The organism is Micromonospora sp. WMMD1219, from assembly GCF_049315215.1.
GTDB classification, from domain to species: domain Bacteria; phylum Actinomycetota; class Actinomycetes; order Mycobacteriales; family Micromonosporaceae; genus Micromonospora; species Micromonospora tulbaghiae.
Map to the genome: position 1 here is coordinate 5,072,437 of NZ_CP186057.1, position 16,204 is coordinate 5,088,640.

Genomic DNA, 16,204 nt, shown 5'->3' on the forward strand with positions numbered 1-16,204 from the left:
TGGCATGGCGGGTCGCGGACGGCTGGACCGGCGCAGCGTGCTCGTCGCCGCGGGCGGGCTGGCGGTGGCGGGGATCGGCGTGCCGGTCGGGCTCGCCGCCACGAACGACCGGCCGCCGCCCCCGCCGCGCGGCCGGCGGCCGATCAGCATGGCGATGCACCTGCACGCCTCGTTCAGCGAGGGCGTGGCCAGCTACGCCGCCCACCTCGACCAGGCCCGCCGCAACGGCGTCGACGTGCTCTGGTGGACCGACCACGACTTCCGGGTCGCCGCCCACGACCACCGCCGGGTCGTCCACTTCGACGGCCCGGAGGAACGCGAGGGCGGCCTGGCCTGGACCTGGCAGCCGGCCACCGAGGGCCGCCTGCGCGCCTCGGCCGCCGACTTCGTGGACGCGCCGGACGCCCCCGACGGCCCGGGCCGCGCGCTGCGTCTCACCGCCGCCGGTGCCGGCACCCACTGGTACGCGGGCAAGGCGTGGAACTGGACGCACACCGCCAACATCTCCGACACGAAACTGCACCTCGACGTACGCCCCGAAGCGGCGGGCCGGGACGCCACGCTCACCGTTGAGGTCGCGCTGTCGCACCACCCGGCCGGACCCGGCCGCCCCGCCGGGCAGCTCGTGCTGCGCTACCGCCTCGGCGGCGTGGACGCGGTCCGGCACACAGTGGACGGCCGCCACGGCACCGTCGAGCTGCCCGCCCCGGCCGGCGTCTGGCGGCGGCACACGTTCGACCTGCTCGCCGACGTACGGCGGCTCTGGCCGGGCCTGGTCGCCGGGGACAACTCGCTGCGCGGGCTGCGCCTCGGCGTGACCGTGTCCGGTGGCGCGCGCGGCGCGTACCTGGTGGACCGGCTCGTCTTCGACCGCGCCCGCCGCGCCGGCCAGGCGGGCGAGGAGTTGCGCGCCGAGGTGCTGCGTGGCTACGCCGGGGCGTACGAGGGCGTCACCCACCACCGCGCGTACGAGGTGTCGATGGTGCGGCACCTCAACTGGTTCGGCGGCGACGGCACGCTGCCGCGCTTCCCGTCCCCGCCGTACCGGGACAACGACGTGGACGCCACCGAGGCGATGGTGCGGTTCCTGCACTCGCACGGCGGGGTGGTGTGCTGGAACCACCCGCTGGACGTGGAACGCCGGGAGTCGCTGGCCCGCCTGCTGGTCAGCCGCGACGCGCTCGGCGTCGACCTGATCGAGATCGGACGCCGGCCGGTCGAGGACCACCTCTGGGCGTACGACGTGGCGGCCCGCAACGCGATCCCGCTGACCGCCGTGGGGGTCACCGACGACCACGACGGCACCGACTGGCGCGCGGGCCGGGACCGGAACATCACCTCGGTGTGGGCGGCCTCGACCGGCCGGGACGACCTGGTCGCGGCGCTGCGCGCCGGGCAGGCGTGGTTCGCCGACCTGGCCGGCTACCGGGGCGCGCTGGACCTGGAACTGGGTGGCCGCAGCGCCATGGGCGCGCTCGCCGTGCTCACCGAGGACACCGTCACGGTGCGGCTGCGCGCCACCGACCTGCCGGCCGGGGTCACGCTGGAGACGGTGACCGGCGAGGTCGACCGGGCCGGTGTCGCGGACCCGACACCGGCGGTCCGGGTCGGGCAGGTCCCCTGGCGGCAGTTGCGGCCGGGCTGGCACGACCTGCCGGTGCGCGTCGGCGCCGGCACGTACGTCCGCACCCAGGTCCGCGACCGCGACGGCGAGATCGTGGGCGCGAGCAACCCCCTCTGGCTGCTCCGCACCCCTCCACCGGCGGGAATCGCCCCACCCCGCCGCCGCTGACCCGCGCCCTCTCACCCGCCGTGCTCCCTTCGTCGATCATGAAGTTGGCGGCGGTCTCGGTCCCTTTTGTCCCCGTCAACTTCATGATCGACGAGGTCGGGGACGGTTGCCGGGGTCTGGTACTCGTGGCGGTGTGTCCGATACCGACCACCTGCCGGGCGGCGCCGCGCCGTCCGGGGAACCGGGCGCCGACCGGCGTCCGGAAGCAGCCGTTGCGGCGATGGCCGGCGGCCGCGCCACGGTCAGAATGACGAGCGAGGCGGCGTCCGACACCCGCCCGTGGGACGCCGTGGAGTCTGTCGCATGAGCGGCTGGGAACTGTCCGGATACACGCCGGTCCGCCGGCTCGGCGCGGGCGCGTCGGGCAGCGTCGTGCTCGCCACCCACGACCCGACCGGCACCCCGGTCGCGATCAAGTACCTGATCCGCGACCTGGGTGAGGACTCGGCGTTCCGGACCGCGTTCCGCACCGAGGCGCGGCTGCTCGGCGAGATCGACGACCCGCACGTCAGCCGCCTCTACGAGTACGTGGAGAGCCCGCACGGCGCGGCCATCGTGATGGAACTGGTCGACGGCGTCTCGCTGCGCCAGATGCTGCGCGCGCACGGCCCGACCACGCCCGAGGCCGCGCTCTGCGTCCTGAAGGGCTCACTCGCCGGCCTGGCCGCCGCGCACGCCCACGGTGTCGTGCACCGCGACTACAAACCGGAGAACGTGCTGGTCACCGGCGCCGGGCTGAGCAAGCTCGCCGACTTCGGCATCGCCATGCCGATCGGCCAGGGCTCCGACACCACGGTGTCCGGCACGCCCCGCTACATGGCCCCCGAGCAGTGGACCGGCGCCCCGGCGAGCCCGGCGTGCGACGTCTACGCCGCCACCGCCACGTTCTTCGAGTGCCTCACCGGCCGGCCCCCGTACCAGGGACCGGACCTGCTCTCCCTGCGCGACCAGCACGCCAGCGCGCCGATCCCCACCGAGGCGGCGCCCCCGCCGGTGCACGAGCTGCTGCGCCACGGCATGGCCAAACGCCCCGACGATCGCCCGCCGTCCGCCGAGGCGTTCCTGGACCTGCTGGAACGTGTCGCCGGCAGCGGCTACGGCCCGGAATGGGAGGAACGCGGGCTGCGCGAGCTGGCCCGGCGGGCGGCGCTGCTCGCCGCGCTGTGGCCGTTCCCGGACCGGGCCGAGGGCGCCACCGCGGTGGCACACACCGCGCTGGGCGCCACCACCGGTCGGGGCGGACGGTTCCGCAGTGGCCGCACCCGTACCGCGCTCGCCGCCGGCGCCCTGGTCGCCGCCGTCCTGGCCGGGGGCGCCGGCTACAGCTACGCCGCCCACGACGGCACGCCCGCCGCAGGCCCGGCCGGCCCGGCGAGCGCCGGTCCCGCCACCACCGGCGCACCCGTACCGGACCCGACCGGCGTCGAGTCGCCGAGCCCGTCGCCGACGCCCGGCCCGTCCACCGCGTCCGCCGCACCACCACCTCCCGCGCCGTCGGCCACCCCCGACCCGACCGGGACGCCGACCCGTACCGGCACGCCCACCCCCAGCGCGTCGCGCACCACCAGCCCGCCGCCACCGGACGTGACAGCGCCGGTCGTGGACGGCGTCCGCGCCGACCCGGGCGAGCTGGACCCGAAGGGCTGCCCCTACGGCGCCAAGAGCAGCACCGTCACCGCCACCGTCACCGACGACAGCAGCGGCCCGGCCGCGCTCACCGTCACGTTCGGCTACACCCTCGACGGCGCCACCGGCACGATCCGGATGGCCGCCGCCGGGCGCGGCGTGTTCACCGGCACGCTCGGCCCGCTGTCCACGCCCAGGCGCAGCGCCCGCATCCCCGTCCGGGTCACCGCCGCCGACGCCGCCGGCAACACGACCACCTCGGCGTCACCGGTGTACGTGACGCTCTACCACGACTGCACCCCCGGCTAGGAGTACGACAGTGCCCGCTGCCCCGCACCGCAGCCCGTCCCGGGGACGGTCGGCGTGACCCGCCCCGACGAGCCCACCGAGGCGCTGCCCACCCGCGCCCTGCCGATCACCGGCGACGCGGACACCGCCGAGCCCACCGTCCACCTGGTCCGTCCCCGACCCGACGCCGACTCGACGGTCCCGCTCGCCGTCACGCAGGCGGACCCGGCCTCAGAGAAGGCGGAGCCGACCGTCCGGCTCGCCGTCGACACCCCGGCGGCGACCGGCAGGTCGGAGCCCACCGTCCACCTCCCCGGGGTCGCGGCCGACCAGCCGTCCAGCGCCGAACCCACGGTCCACCTGACGGCGATCCCCGGCGGCGACGACCACACCGCAGACCTCGCCGCCTCCGCCACGTCGGCACCGCCGGACGCCGAGCCGACCGTGCACCTGCGCCCAGCCAGGGCAGACGACACAGGCGAGGCGACTGTTCACTTCGTGGCGGCTCCGGACAGCAGGGCGGGGGAGCAGACAGTCAGTCTGAGTCCGGCCCCGGACGGCTCGGCGATCGAGGCGACGGTCCGGATGCGCCTGTCAGCCGGAAACGCGACCGGGCAGGCCACCGCCTACCCGCGTCCGAGCGCGGAACCGCCCCAGCGCCCCGGCGCGGAACCGACCGCATCGTGGCAGCCCACCGGCGTCCCACCCCAGCATTACGCCACCGGGACGGCGGCGACGGGCGCCGGGGCGTACCCGGATCGGATCGGCCACGCGCGGGCGGTGAGCGGCGCACCAGGGCCCGGCCCCGGCGGCGAGCGGCGCTTCGGGCCGGGCGTGCCGGCCACGCCGCCGCCGGCGCCGCCCTGGCCCACCGCGCCTCCGATCCGCCCGCGTCCGGTCTGGCGTCGCGTGGTCTCGGTGCTGTCCACGCTGCTCACCGTGGTGCTGCTGCTGGCGGTCGGCCTCTACCTGTGGCAGCGGCTGCGCCCGCTGGAGGTCGAGGGGGTCACCGTCGCGGTGCCCCGGCCGGCCGGTGTGGCCTGCGACGTGACAGTCGACGTGGTGGCCACCGTGCGCACCAACGGGCGCGGCGGGACGATCCGCTACCAGTGGTTCCGCTCGGACGCGCCGCCCGGCGCCGTGCTCACCGAACGGGTCGGCAGCGGGCAGCACACCACGGCGCTCACGCTCAAGTGGACGTTCACCGGGGTCGGGACGACCACCGGCATCGCCACCGTCAACATCATCGAACCGACGACGGCGCAGGCCAGCACGCGCGTCGTCTACCGCTGCCCCGGAGGCTGACCGCGTTTCCCCGCGCTCGCGTCCGGGTAGCCCCACCCGAACAGACCTGGACCACGTACGTGGAGGCCCTTCGATGAGAGACAACTTCGGGGACGCGGTGGGCGACGCGTTCCGTTCGGTGATGCTGTTCCTGCCCAAGGCGGTCGCGTTCGTCGCGATCCTGGTCGTCGGCTGGCTGATCGCCAAGGCCGTGCTGAAGCTCGTCGACAAGGTGCTGGAGCGGGTCCACTTCGACCGGGCCGTCGAGCGCGGCGGGATCAAGACCGCGCTGGCCCGCTCGAAGTACGACGCCAGCGACATCGTCGCGAAGCTGGCCTACTACGGCGTGCTGCTGGTCACGCTCCAGCTCGCGTTCGGCATCTGGGGCCCGAACCCCATCTCCGACCTGATCGCGGGTGTGATCGCCTGGCTGCCCCGGGCGTTCGTCGCCATCGTCATCGTGGTGGTCGCCGCGGCCATCGCCCGCGCGGTGAAGGACATCATCTCCAGCGCGCTCGGCGGCCTCTCGTACGGCCGGGTGCTGGCCAACCTCGCGTCGGTGTTCATCCTGGGCCTCGGTGTCATCGCCGCGCTCAACCAGATCGGCGTCGCCACCACCGTCACCACCCCGGTGCTGATCGCGGTGCTCGCCACCGTCGGCGGCATCCTGGTCGTCGGTGTCGGCGGCGGGCTGGTCCGGCCGATGCAGAGCCGCTGGGAGAACTGGCTGACCCGGGCCGAGGAGGAGTCGCGCACCATCGCCACGCACGCCCGGGCGTACCAGGCCGGTCGGCGTGACGTCGAGGCCCGCCTGGCCGCCACCGGCCCGTACGCGGATTCCGAGCTGACCCAGCCGGTGAGCCGCGACGCCGAGGCGGACCGCACCCAGCCGGTCCCGGCCTACCCGGGCACCCAGCCGGCCGCCGCCGGTGCGGACGCCACCGAGCCGGTGCCGTCGCAAACGGGCGTGGAGGCCACGCAGCACATCCCGGCGTACGCGGACTCCGAGCGCACCCAGCCGACCACGCCGCGCCAGCCGACGGCCGAGCAGGCCGCGGACAGCGAGGCCACCATGGTCATTCCGCAGGCCGACGTGGACAAGTTCCGCCGCTGACCCGACAGCGGGGCGACCGATCGGGGCGGGACCGCACGGTCCCGCCCCGATCGCGTGCCCGCCGGGGGACCACCCGGGCGCCTCGCGGCGGATAGGATCCCGGCATGACCTGGCGATGTTGATGCCTTCCTGAGCGACGAGGCCGCGGGCCGCCGCGGACACCGTGCATTCCGACCGGTGTCCGTCACGTCCCGTGGGAAGGTTCCATGGTCCTCGCTCCTGCCCGCGTGCCCGCGACCCGCCGTCTGGCGACGACGCTCTACGGGTACGCGTTCCTCACCGACCTCGTCCTGCTCTACCCGCTCTACGTGCTGCTGTTCGCCGACACGGGGTTGTCGGTCGGGCAGATCTCCTCGCTGTTCGTGCTCTGGGCGGCCGCCGGCATCGTGCTGGAGGTGCCCTCCGGCGTATGGGCCGACGCGGTGTCGCGTCGCCTGCTGCTCTGCCTCGCGCCGCTGCTGGCCGCGGGCGGGTTCGCGCTCTGGGTGCTGCTGCCGTCCTATCCGGCGTTCGCCGTGGGCTTCCTGCTCTGGGGCGCCGGTGGCGCGCTGCGGTCCGGCGCGCTGGAGGCGCTCGTCTTCACCGAGTTGGAACGCCTCGGCGCGGCCGACCGGTACGCCCGGCTGATCGGCCGGACCCGCACCGCCGAGGTGCTCGGCGCGGTCGGCTCCGGGGTGCTCGCCGGGCCGGTGTTCGCACTCGGCGGCTACCTCGCGGTCGGCGCGGCGAGCGTGGCGACGTGCCTGCTGGCGGCGGCCGTCGCGGCCCGCTTCCCGGAGCACCGCCCACCGCCGATCCCGAGCGCCGCACCGGACGGGCCGAGCGTGGGCGACGAGCCGGGGGAGGAGCAGGGTGACGACGAGCCCGGCTGGCTGGACAGCCTGCGCCTGGGCCTGCGCGAGGTGCGGGCCGACCGCCGCGTCCGTGCCGCCGTGCTGCTGGTCGCGGCCGCCACCGCGATCTGGGGTGGGCTGGACGAGTACACCGGGCTGCTGGCCGCCGACACCGGCACGACCGAGGTGGGCGTACCGCTGCTGCTCCTGCTGGTCTGGGCCGGGATGACAGTGGGCGGGCTGCTGGCACCGCTGGGTGAGCGGCTGTCCCACCGGGGGTACGCCGGTCTGCTGGTGTTCGCGGCGGGAGCGACGGCGGCCGGGGCGCTGCTGCGGCACCCGGGCGGGTTCCTGCTGCTGGCGGCGGCGTTCGCCGCGTTCCAGCTGGCCACCGTGCTCGCCGACGTGCGGCTCCAGGCCCGGATCGCCGGGCCGGCCCGGGCCACCGTCACGTCGCTGGCCGGGATGGCCACCGACCTGACAGTCGTCGTCTTCTACGGCGGGTACGGGCTGCTCGCCGGTGCGGTGGGCAACCCGGCGGCCTTCGCGGTCGCGGTGCTGCCGTACCTGCTGGTGGCGCTCTGGCTGCTCACCGGTCGGGCGTGAATCGGCAGAAAGGGGACCAATGGTCGCGTTCGCGGCCTAGCGTGAGTGCGGAAATCGGCGACCCCGGGAGACGATCGCGGTGACGTTGGAAGCAGAGCGCACGTTGCGCGACGAGGAGCTGTCCGGGCTGGCGGACCTGGCCGCCCAGCTACGGGTGGACGCGATCCGGTGCAGCACGGCGGCCGGCTCCGGGCACCCCACGTCCAGCCTGTCCGCCGCCGACCTGCTCGCCGTGCTCGTCGCCCGGCACCTGCGCTACGACTGGTCCTACCCGGGCAACCCCGGCAACGACCACCTGATCTTCTCCAAGGGGCACGCCTCCCCACTGCTGTACGCGGTGTTCCGCGCCACCGGCGCGATCAGCGAGCAGGAGCTGCTGGAGACGTACCGGCGGTCCGGGTCGCGCCTCCAGGGCCACCCCACGCCGGTGCTGCCCTGGGTGGACGTGGCCACCGGCTCGCTCGGGCAGGGCCTGCCGGTCGGCGTCGGGGTGGCGCTGGCCGCCCAGTACCTGGACCGGTCGCCCGCGCACGTCTGGGTGCTCTGCGGAGACAGCGAGACCGCCGAGGGCTCGGTGTGGGAGGCGCTGGACAAGGCCGGCCACTACGGGCTGCGCAACCTCACCACGATCGTGGACGTCAACCGGTTCGGCCAGCGCGGCCCCACCGAGCTGGAGTGGGACCTGGACACCTACCGGCGGCGCGTCGAGGCGTTCGGCTGCCGGGCGATCGTGGTCGACGGCCACGACCTGGGCGCGATCGACGAGGCGTACGGGCAGGCGCGCGAGGCCACCGGGCCGACGGTGGTGCTGGCCCGCACGGTCAAGGGCAAGGGCGTGCCCGAGGTGGAGAACGACCCGGCCTGGCACGGCAAGCCGTTCGACCCGGAGCTGGCCGAGCGCGCTGTGCGTGCGCTCGGCGGCCCCCGGCGCATCCGGGTCGCCGGACCGAAACCACCACCCGCGCCCCGGGCCGCCGCGCCGCAGATCCGGCAACCGGAACTGCCGACCTACGAGCGCGGCGCGAAGGTCGCCACCCGGGACGCGTACGGTGACGCGCTGCGCGCCCTCGGCGCCGCCCGGCCCGACGTGGTCGCGCTCGACGGCGAGGTCAGCGACTCCACCCGGGCGGAGCACTTCGCCGCCGCGTACCCGGACCGGTTCTTTCAGATGTTCATCGCCGAACAGCAGCTCGCCGCCGCGGCGGTGGGCCTGGCGGTGCGCGGCTACCGGCCGTTCGCGGCGACGTTCGCCGCGTTCTGGTCCCGGGCGTACGACTTCATCCGGATGGCGGGCGTGTCCCGCGCCGACATCGCGCTCGTCGGCTCGCACGCCGGGGTGGAGATCGGCCCGGACGGCCCGTCCCAGATGGGGCTGGAGGACATCGCCGCGCTGCGCGCGGTGCCCGGCTCCACGGTCCTGTGCCCGGCCGACGCGGTCTCCTGCGCGGCCCTCGTCGCCCAGATGCCCGACCACCCGGGGGTGAGCTACCTGCGCACCACGCGCGGCAAGTACCCGGTGCTCTACGACGACGCCGAGCCGTTCCCGATCGGCGGCAGCCGGATGGTGCGCGACGGCGGGGACGTGGCGCTGCTGGGCACCGGCGTGACGGTGCACCTGTGCCTCGCCGCCGCCGAGGAGCTGACCCGCGAGGGCATCGACGCCCGGGTGATCGACCTGTACTCGATCAAGCCGGTGGACCGGCAGCGCCTGGCCGAGACCGTCGTGGAGACCGGCGGGCGGCTCGTCGTGGTCGAGGACCACTACCCGGAGGGTGGGCTGGGCGCGGCCGTGCTGGAGGCGCTCGCCGACCTGGGCGAACCGGCCCGGGTCAACCACCTGGCGGTACGCGGGCTGCCCGGCTCCGGCACCCCCGCCCAGCAGCTCGACCGGGCCGGCATCGGTGTGGGCGCGATCGTCTCGGCGGCGCGGGCCCTGGCCTGAGCCCTTAGCCGCCGGGGCCGGCGGCGCGGCGGTGTTTGCCGCGGCCGGCGGCGGGTAGCCACGCTGCCGTTGCGACGGGAGGACCGACGATGGCCGAACCGGAGTTCTACGCGCGGGTCTCCGCCCGCGCCGGCGTGCCGGTGGAGACGGCCCGCGCGCTGACCCAGGCGACACTGCGCACGCTCGCCGAACGCATCAGCGGCGGCGAGGCCGACGACCTGTCCGCGCACGTCGCGCACGAGCTGCGTCCGCTGCTGGCCCGCGCCCGGGTCGAGGATCCCGAGGTCTTCGGGTACGACGAGTTCCTGCGCCGGATCGCCGAGCGCTCCGGCGCGACACCGTCCGACGCCGAGCGCGGCGCCCGGGCGGTGTTGCAGGCGCTGCACCGGGTGGTCGGACCGGCCCAGTTCAACCGGGCGTTGTCCCAGCTGCCGCGCGAGATCGCCGAGCTGGCCCAGCCCACCCCGCGCCCGGCCTGACCGCGCCCGCCCTGACCGTCACTCGGGCAGCGCGTCCAGGTAGACCCAGCGGCCGTCCTCGCGGGCGAAGCGGCTGTGCTCGGCCAGCACGCCCGCCCGGCCGCCCTCGCGGTAGTGCGCCCGGAACCGGACCGTCCCGGCGCTGTCGAACAGGCCGCCCTGCGCTGCCTCCACGATCTCCAGCCGGGTCCAGCGGGTGCCCCGGTCCAGCTCCAGGCGGTCGGGGCGGGTGCTGGAGTGCCAGCTGTGCCGCAGGTACGCGGCGTCGCCGAGCGCGAACGCGCTGAACCGGGATCGCATCAGCGCCTCCGCGCTCGCCGCCGTCGCCTCGCCCCGGTGGACCGGACCGCAGCAGTCCGCGTACGGCCGGCCGGTGCCGCACGGGCAGGCCGCCGGACGTGCACCGGCGCCCTCGCGCGCCTTCCGTCTCGCCACCCGGCGATTCTCTCCCACACCACGACCGCCCTCGCCGCCGGTAGGCCGGGGAATCCCGGACGGGACAGTCGTATAGTCGCCTCCATGATCACTCGTGGGGCCACGGCCGACGCCACCACCGGAGGTTCCGGCGTCCGGAACCTCCGCGACGCAGGCGGCGTCGGATCGTTGCGCCGTGGGATCCTGTATCGCTCCGGCGCCCTGCATCTCCTGACGCCCGAGGGTGCCCGGGAGCTGGAGGCTCTCGGGCTACGCACGGTCATCGACCTCCGCAGCAACCGAGAGGTGGCCGACCGGCCGGACCGGTGTGCGGGTCTCGACGTCGAGCACCGGCACTTTCCGGTGTTCACCGAGCAGAGCTGGCCGGACGACCAGGTGGCGCTGTACCCGTACATGGCTGAGCAGGCCGGTCGTGCCACCGTCGCGATCATCCGGCAGCTCATCACCCCCGGCGCGCTACCTGCCCTGGTCCACTGCGCCTCCGGCAAGGACCGCACCGGAGTCGTCGTCGCCGTCATCCAGACCCTCCTGAACGCCTCCGATGCGGAGGTCACCCAGGACTTCCTGCGTTCGAACGCCGCGCTGGACCTCACCGGATCGCCGGCCGGCGCGACGATCGGACACGGCACCCGCCCGGTGACCGCAGCGCACCTGCTTCATGCCATGGTCTGGATCCGCAGCCACCACGGCTCGGTCTCCGCCTATCTCCAGGCTGCCGGCGCCACCGAGGCCGAGCTGGAGGCCCTGCGGGAGGTTCTTGCCTGAAGCGGTCGCGCCGCCGGCCGGTGCCGCGCGTCTTCGCAATCGGTGCGCCCACAAACGCGGCCGCGGCCAGTACGATCCCCGCACCATGAGCGTGAGTCCGACTCAGCGTGTCCTCGACCCGGATCAGGTCCGCCGCTACCTGACCGCCTCGCTCGGATCCGACGCCGAGGTGGCCGGCTGCGGGCCGCTGACCGGTGGCGGCTTCGCCGCCGTCTGGTGGGTACGCCTCACCGACGGCCGCGAGGTGGTGCTCAAGGTCGGTCCGCCGCCACACGTGCCGCTGCTGCGCTACGAACGCGACATGATCGGCGCGGAGGCGCACTACCTGCGCCTGGTGGCCGGCCGCGCACCGGGGGTGCCCACGCCCGCGCTGCTGCACCACGGCACCCACCCCGGCCTCGGTGACTGGCTGCTGATGGCGCGGCTACCAGGTCGTACCCTCTGGGACCTGACCCAGGGCGGCGCGGACGTCGGGCCGCTGCGCGCGGAGTTCGGCCGCGCGCTCGCCGCGTTGCACACGGTCACCGGCGAGCGGTACGGCTACGACGGCGACCGGGCCTCCGGCGCGACCTGGCGGGACGCCTACACGGCCATGGTGGACGACATGCTCGCCGACGCCGCGGACTGGGCGGTGCCGCTGCCGGTGCCCGCGTCCCGGATCCGGGAACTGGTGGCCCGGCACGCGGCGGTGCTCGACGTGGTCGACCGTCCGGCGCTGCTGCACTTCGACGGCTGGGCCGGGAACGTGCTCGCCGTCGACGGGCCGGACGGCACCCCTCGGCTCACCGGTCTGGTCGACGGCGAGCGGTACCTGTGGGGCGACCCGCTGATGGACCTGGTGTCGCCGCTGCTGTTCCGCCGCGCCGAGGACGAGCCGGACGACCCGTTGGTGCACGCCTACCGCGAGGCGGCGCCGTTCCCGCTGGACGCCGGGGCGCGGCGGCGGCTCGGGCTCTACCGGCTGTATCTCTACCTGCTGATGACTGTCGAGATGCCCAGCCGGAACATCACCGCCGACAACGACCCGGGCCGGGTGGCGCTGCTGGCCGAGCTGCTCGGCGCCGAACTCGCCGACCTGGCCGGCTGAGCCTCACCGGGTCGCGGTGGCGAAGACGACGATGTTGTCCGGGTAGCTCCCGGTGCGCGGGTCGAACCGCCCGCCACACGTGATCAGCCGCAGCCGCGCCGCCGCGTCGCCGCCGTAGACCCGCGCGGTGGGGAAGCGCTCCTTCGGGTACGCCCCGACGCCGTCGACTGTGAACGTCGCGGTCCGCCCGTCGGCCCGCAGCACCCGGATCGTGTCGCCGCCGTGCAGCCGCCCGAGGTCGAAGAAGACCGCCGGGCCGTGCTGCGAGTCGACGTGCCCGACGAGCACCGCGTTGCCGGCCTGGCCGGGGGCCGGACCGGGGTGGTACCAGCCGGTCACCTCGGGGCGTTCCAGCGGCGGCACCTCCAGCGCGCCGTCGGCGTCGGTGGCGACCGGGACGATCTCGGCGTCCACGCCGATGCGCGGGATGGTGACCCGTACCGGTGTGGCGCGGGGGAGCGCCGGGCCGGCCGTACCCGGTCGTTCGGTCGCCGGCGCGGCGGAGGCGCCGGGCTGCGGTGGTGACGCCGACGTGGTGCCGAGCCCGGCCGAGACCAGCCCGGCGCCGGTGGCGGCGGCCACGGTGACGGCGGTGACCACGACGGCGGCGTGCAGGCGCGACCGGCGCTGCGACTCCGACAGCATCGCACCTCCGTCCGACAGGGACGCGGCGCCCGCGCCGGATGCTCCGGCGCGGGCGGACCGCTCGACGAGCCGGTCAGGCGACGGCGCCCGCGCGGCGCCGGCGGATCACCGCGTACGCGCCTCCGGCGAGCGCCCCGGCGGCCAGGACGCCACCGGCGATCAGCACCCCGGTGTCGCCGTCGCGCCCGCCGCCACCGGCCTGCGCGCCGCCGATCGGGGTGACGGTGAACGTGGCGCTGCCGCCGTCACTGCCGTCGCCGCAGGTGGTGGCCACCGTGTACGTGCCGAGCGTGAACCCGGCGGTGAACAGTTCGGCGCTCAGGCCACCGCCCGCGGCGGCCGTGGTGGACCGGACGTTCTGGTCCCGGTCCGGGCCGGTGACCCGGAAGATCGCGTCACCGGCGTTCGGGTTGCACGTGGTGGTCAGCACGACGGTGCCGCCGACCGGGGTGGTGGCGGGTGAGACTCTGGTGTCCGCCAGCGCGGCGGCCGGGAGCAGCAGTGCGCCGAGGCCCACGCCGAACGCCGCCGATCCGAGAAATGACTGTGCCTTCATCCGCGTCTTCCCTCACTTTTCGTCCGCTGTAGGCGTGGGACGTCGTTCGGGTGGCCAACTCCGTGACGAGCACCGGTGTGGCCAACACTAGGAGGGTTGCGGCGGTCACTGGGGGTAATTGAGAAATCTTCGTTGCCGTCCGGTGTGCTCCCTGCCGCCACGAGACGGCGGACATGCCGGGCCAGGCCGGGCGGCGAATCGTCCGGCTTCGGCACGTCTGGGTCCGGTGTCCGGTTCGGTCCCTACCGGACCGGCGGCTCCGGCCGGACCAGGCCGGTGTCGTACGCGAGCACCACCGCCTGGATCCGGTCGCGCAGGCCCAGCTTGGTGAGGATCGCCGAGACGTGGGTCTTCACGGTGGCGGTGCTCAGGTGCAGCCGGGCGGCGATCTCCGCATTGGACAGTGCCCGCGCGGTGAGCGTCAGCACCTCCCGCTCGCGGGCGGTCAGCACGGCGAGCGCGTCGGCGGTGGGCGTGCGCCCGGGCAACCGGTCGGCGTACCGGTCCAGCAGCCGCCGGGTCACTGTGGGCGCGAGCAGGGCCTCGCCCCGGGCCACCACGCGTACCGCCTCGGCGAGGTCGGCCGGGCGGGTGTCCTTGAGCAGGAACGCGCTCGCCCCGGCGCGCAACGCGGCGTAGACGTGCTCGTCCAGGTCGAACGTGGTCAGCATGACCACCCGGGCCGGGTTGCCGGCGGCCACCAGGTCGCGGGTGGCGGCGATGCCGTCGCGCCGGGGCATCCGGACGTCCATCAGCACCACGTCCGGCCTCGTACGCGTCGCCACCGCCACCGCCTCGACACCGTCGCCGGCCTCGCCGACCACGCTCAGGTCGGGTCGCGCGTCGAGGACTGTGCGCAGCCCGGCGCGGATCAGCTCCTGGTCGTCGGCGACCACCACCCGCACGGTCACCGGTCCGCTCCGACCGGCAGTCGCGCGTGGACCCGGAACCCGCCGGCCGGCAGCGGGCCGGCGTCGAGCGTGCCGCCGAGCAGCCGGGCCCGCTCCCGCATCCCGACGATGCCGCGCCCGGTGGGCGTACCGGGCCGGCGGGCGGGTGCCGGGCCGTCGTTGACGACCTCCAGCCGAAGTAAGCCGTCGCGGTAGCGGACGTCGACATCGGCGCGTGTGGCGTGCCCGTGGCGCAGCGCGTTCGTCAGTGACTCCTGCACGATCCGGTACGCCGACAGTTGCACTCCGCCCGGCAGCGCGTCGCCGTCGCCCTCCCGGTGCAGCGTCACCGGCAGGCCGACCGCCCGTACCGCGTCGGCGAGCGCGTCGAGCTGCGCCAGACCCGGCTGTGGCCCGCCCTGCTCGGACCCGTCGTGGAGGGCGAGCGCGTGCAGCATGGCCCGTAGTTCGGTGAGCGCCGACCGGGCCGCCGTGTCGATCGCGGCGAGCGCGGCGCGGGCCTGCGCCGGGTGCTCGTCGAACACGTCCTCGGCTGCGGCGGCCTGTACGGCGATGACCGCGACGTGGTGCGCCACCACGTCGTGCAGTTCCCGGGAGATGCGTTCCCGTTCGGTCGCGAGTACGTGCCGTTCCCAGGCGCAGCGCCGTTGCGCCTGGCCCCGCTGCAACTCGCCCAGCGTCCAGCTCAGGCCCAGCGCGGTCACCGCCAGCAGCAGGTCCCGCCAGCCGCCGGTGACCAGCTTCCACGGCGTGGGCGCCAGCAGCAGCCCGAGCGCGACGAGCGAGTACCGGGGCGGGCGCAGCCGGGCCACGTACGCCAGCGGCACCGCGACCAGGCCGAGCCAGCCGAGCTGCGGGCAGAACGCCTCCAGGCCGGCCCCTGCCAGCGCGGCGACGGTGAGGGCGTACCCCGGGTGGCGCCTGATCCACAGCAGACAGCTCGCCTGCGCCACGGCGAGCCCGACCGCGACGGCGGTCGCGCCGGCCGTGTCCGGTCCGGCGTCGGAGGCCAGCAGCGCGAGCAGGCAGACGGCGAGGCTCACGGTGGCGATGCCGCCGTCGAGCGGCAGCAGGAACCGGGGACGGGGCGCGCACCTCATGTCCGGATGCTAGGCCGCCGGCCCGCCGATTCTCATCGGTCGCCGGACGGAGATCCGAGCCGGTGGTCGTCCCGGCGACGGAGCCGGGAACCGCTCCGCGGCCCGATCCGCGCGACGGTCCGCCGGACCTAGCGTTTCCGGCAGTCGTTCCGATGTGGAGGAGTCACCGATGGAGACCACGATCCCGACCGTCGCCGCCCGCCCGAATCGCCGCCGGGACCGCCTGCTCACGGTGTTCGCGGCGACCGTCGTCGCGCTGCTGGGCTGGCTGGTCGCGGTGCCAGTCGCAGGGGTGGAGCTGATCGCGCGGAGCGGCTCCGCCGATCAGCGGGTCACGCCGGTGGCCGTGGTGGTGAGCACGCTGCTCGCCGGGCTGGCCGGCTGGGCGCTGCTGGCCCTGCTGGAACGGCTCACCGCCCGCGCCCGGACCGCCTGGACCGCTGTCGCGGTGCTGGCGCTGCTGGTGTCGCTGCTCGGGCCGCTGGGCGGGGGAGTGGGGAGTGCGGCGACGCTGACGCTGGTGGTGTTGCACCTGGTCGCGGGCGCGGTGCTGATCACCGGCCTGCGCCGGACCGCCGCCCGCTGACCGCCGGGCGATCCGCTGACGGGTCGGGACCGCCGCGACGGGGGCAGGCGGCCCGGACCATCAGAACTAGCCTCCTAGGATGGCCTACGCGATGTGACGCCCGGAATTTCTCCGCCGCCGATGTCGAGAACGCCAGGGCGGCTTCGTCCCCGGAG

At 75.3% G+C, this 16,204-nt stretch carries 15 protein-coding genes; 10 read left to right on the forward strand and 5 right to left on the reverse strand.

Annotated features, from left to right (window positions below; translation table 11 throughout):
* Window positions 1–4 precede the first annotated feature (4 nt).
* From ACN27C_RS23620 to ACN27C_RS23650, 7 genes are all read left to right on the forward strand, one after another.
* Window positions 5–1,792, forward strand: coding sequence for a hypothetical protein (locus tag ACN27C_RS23620; protein ID WP_422748203.1), 1,788 nt, complete (start codon window positions 5–7; stop codon window positions 1,790–1,792).
* A 303-nt stretch (window positions 1,793–2,095) separates the two neighbouring features.
* Window positions 2,096–3,727, forward strand: a complete 1,632-nt coding sequence (locus tag ACN27C_RS23625; protein ID WP_422748205.1) for a serine/threonine-protein kinase — start codon at window positions 2,096–2,098, stop codon at window positions 3,725–3,727.
* A 54-nt stretch (window positions 3,728–3,781) separates the two neighbouring features.
* Window positions 3,782–5,011 (forward strand): hypothetical protein, encoded by a 1,230-nt coding sequence (locus ACN27C_RS23630; RefSeq protein ID WP_422748207.1) that lies wholly within the window; start codon window positions 3,782–3,784, stop codon window positions 5,009–5,011.
* A gap of 73 nt (window positions 5,012–5,084) precedes the next feature.
* Window positions 5,085–6,104: a mechanosensitive ion channel family protein gene (locus ACN27C_RS23635; RefSeq protein ID WP_422748209.1), complete on the forward strand. Its 1,020-nt coding sequence runs from the start codon at window positions 5,085–5,087 to the stop codon at window positions 6,102–6,104.
* A 206-nt stretch (window positions 6,105–6,310) separates the two neighbouring features.
* Window positions 6,311–7,543, forward strand: coding sequence for an MFS transporter (locus ACN27C_RS23640; RefSeq protein ID WP_422748211.1), 1,233 nt, complete (start codon window positions 6,311–6,313; stop codon window positions 7,541–7,543).
* Between the two features lie 79 nt (window positions 7,544–7,622).
* Window positions 7,623–9,485, forward strand: coding sequence for a transketolase (locus tag ACN27C_RS23645; protein WP_364804810.1), 1,863 nt, complete (start codon window positions 7,623–7,625; stop codon window positions 9,483–9,485).
* 89 nt (window positions 9,486–9,574) lie between these two features.
* Window positions 9,575–9,964, forward strand: a complete 390-nt coding sequence (locus ACN27C_RS23650; RefSeq protein ID WP_120569789.1) for a DUF2267 domain-containing protein — start codon at window positions 9,575–9,577, stop codon at window positions 9,962–9,964.
* A gap of 18 nt (window positions 9,965–9,982) precedes the next feature.
* Here ACN27C_RS23650 and ACN27C_RS23655 read toward each other — a convergent pair whose 3' ends face one another.
* A complete protein-coding gene (locus ACN27C_RS23655; protein ID WP_421500839.1) occupies window positions 9,983–10,399 on the reverse strand; it encodes a YchJ family protein in 417 nt (138 codons plus the stop codon).
* 84 nt (window positions 10,400–10,483) lie between these two features.
* On the opposite strand from ACN27C_RS23655, the gene ACN27C_RS23660 reads away from it, so the two are divergent.
* Together ACN27C_RS23660 and ACN27C_RS23665 are read left to right on the forward strand one after the other, a co-directional pair.
* Window positions 10,484–11,164: a tyrosine-protein phosphatase gene (locus ACN27C_RS23660; protein WP_357895066.1), complete on the forward strand. Its 681-nt coding sequence runs from the start codon at window positions 10,484–10,486 to the stop codon at window positions 11,162–11,164.
* Between the two features lie 85 nt (window positions 11,165–11,249).
* Complete coding sequence (locus ACN27C_RS23665; RefSeq protein WP_422748216.1) at window positions 11,250–12,251, forward strand: phosphotransferase family protein; 1,002 nt, start codon at window positions 11,250–11,252, stop codon at window positions 12,249–12,251.
* A 3-nt stretch (window positions 12,252–12,254) separates the two neighbouring features.
* Here the strand turns inward: ACN27C_RS23665 and ACN27C_RS23670 are convergent, their stop codons facing one another.
* The 4 genes from ACN27C_RS23670 to ACN27C_RS23685 form a co-directional block, all read right to left on the reverse strand.
* Entirely contained in the window at window positions 12,255–12,896 is a 642-nt protein-coding gene (locus ACN27C_RS23670) for a class F sortase (protein ID WP_120569793.1), read from the reverse strand.
* A gap of 73 nt (window positions 12,897–12,969) precedes the next feature.
* Window positions 12,970–13,452 carry a hypothetical protein gene (locus ACN27C_RS23675; protein ID WP_073829387.1) on the reverse strand — a complete coding sequence of 161 codons (483 nt, stop codon included), beginning with the start codon at window positions 13,450–13,452 and terminating at the stop codon, window positions 12,970–12,972.
* Between the two features lie 242 nt (window positions 13,453–13,694).
* Entirely contained in the window at window positions 13,695–14,363 is a 669-nt protein-coding gene (locus ACN27C_RS23680) for a response regulator (RefSeq protein ID WP_121684651.1), read from the reverse strand.
* Complete coding sequence (locus ACN27C_RS23685; RefSeq protein ID WP_422748219.1) at window positions 14,360–15,463, reverse strand: sensor histidine kinase; 1,104 nt, start codon at window positions 15,461–15,463, stop codon at window positions 14,360–14,362. The genes ACN27C_RS23680 and ACN27C_RS23685 overlap by 4 nt, the downstream gene beginning before the upstream one ends.
* Before the next feature lie 169 nt (window positions 15,464–15,632).
* On the opposite strand from ACN27C_RS23685, the gene ACN27C_RS23690 reads away from it, so the two are divergent.
* On the forward strand, window positions 15,633–16,049 hold the full coding sequence (locus tag ACN27C_RS23690; RefSeq protein WP_422748221.1) for a DUF6069 family protein: 417 nt from the start codon (window positions 15,633–15,635) through the stop codon (window positions 16,047–16,049).
* The last annotated feature ends 155 nt before the right edge of the window (window positions 16,050–16,204 follow it).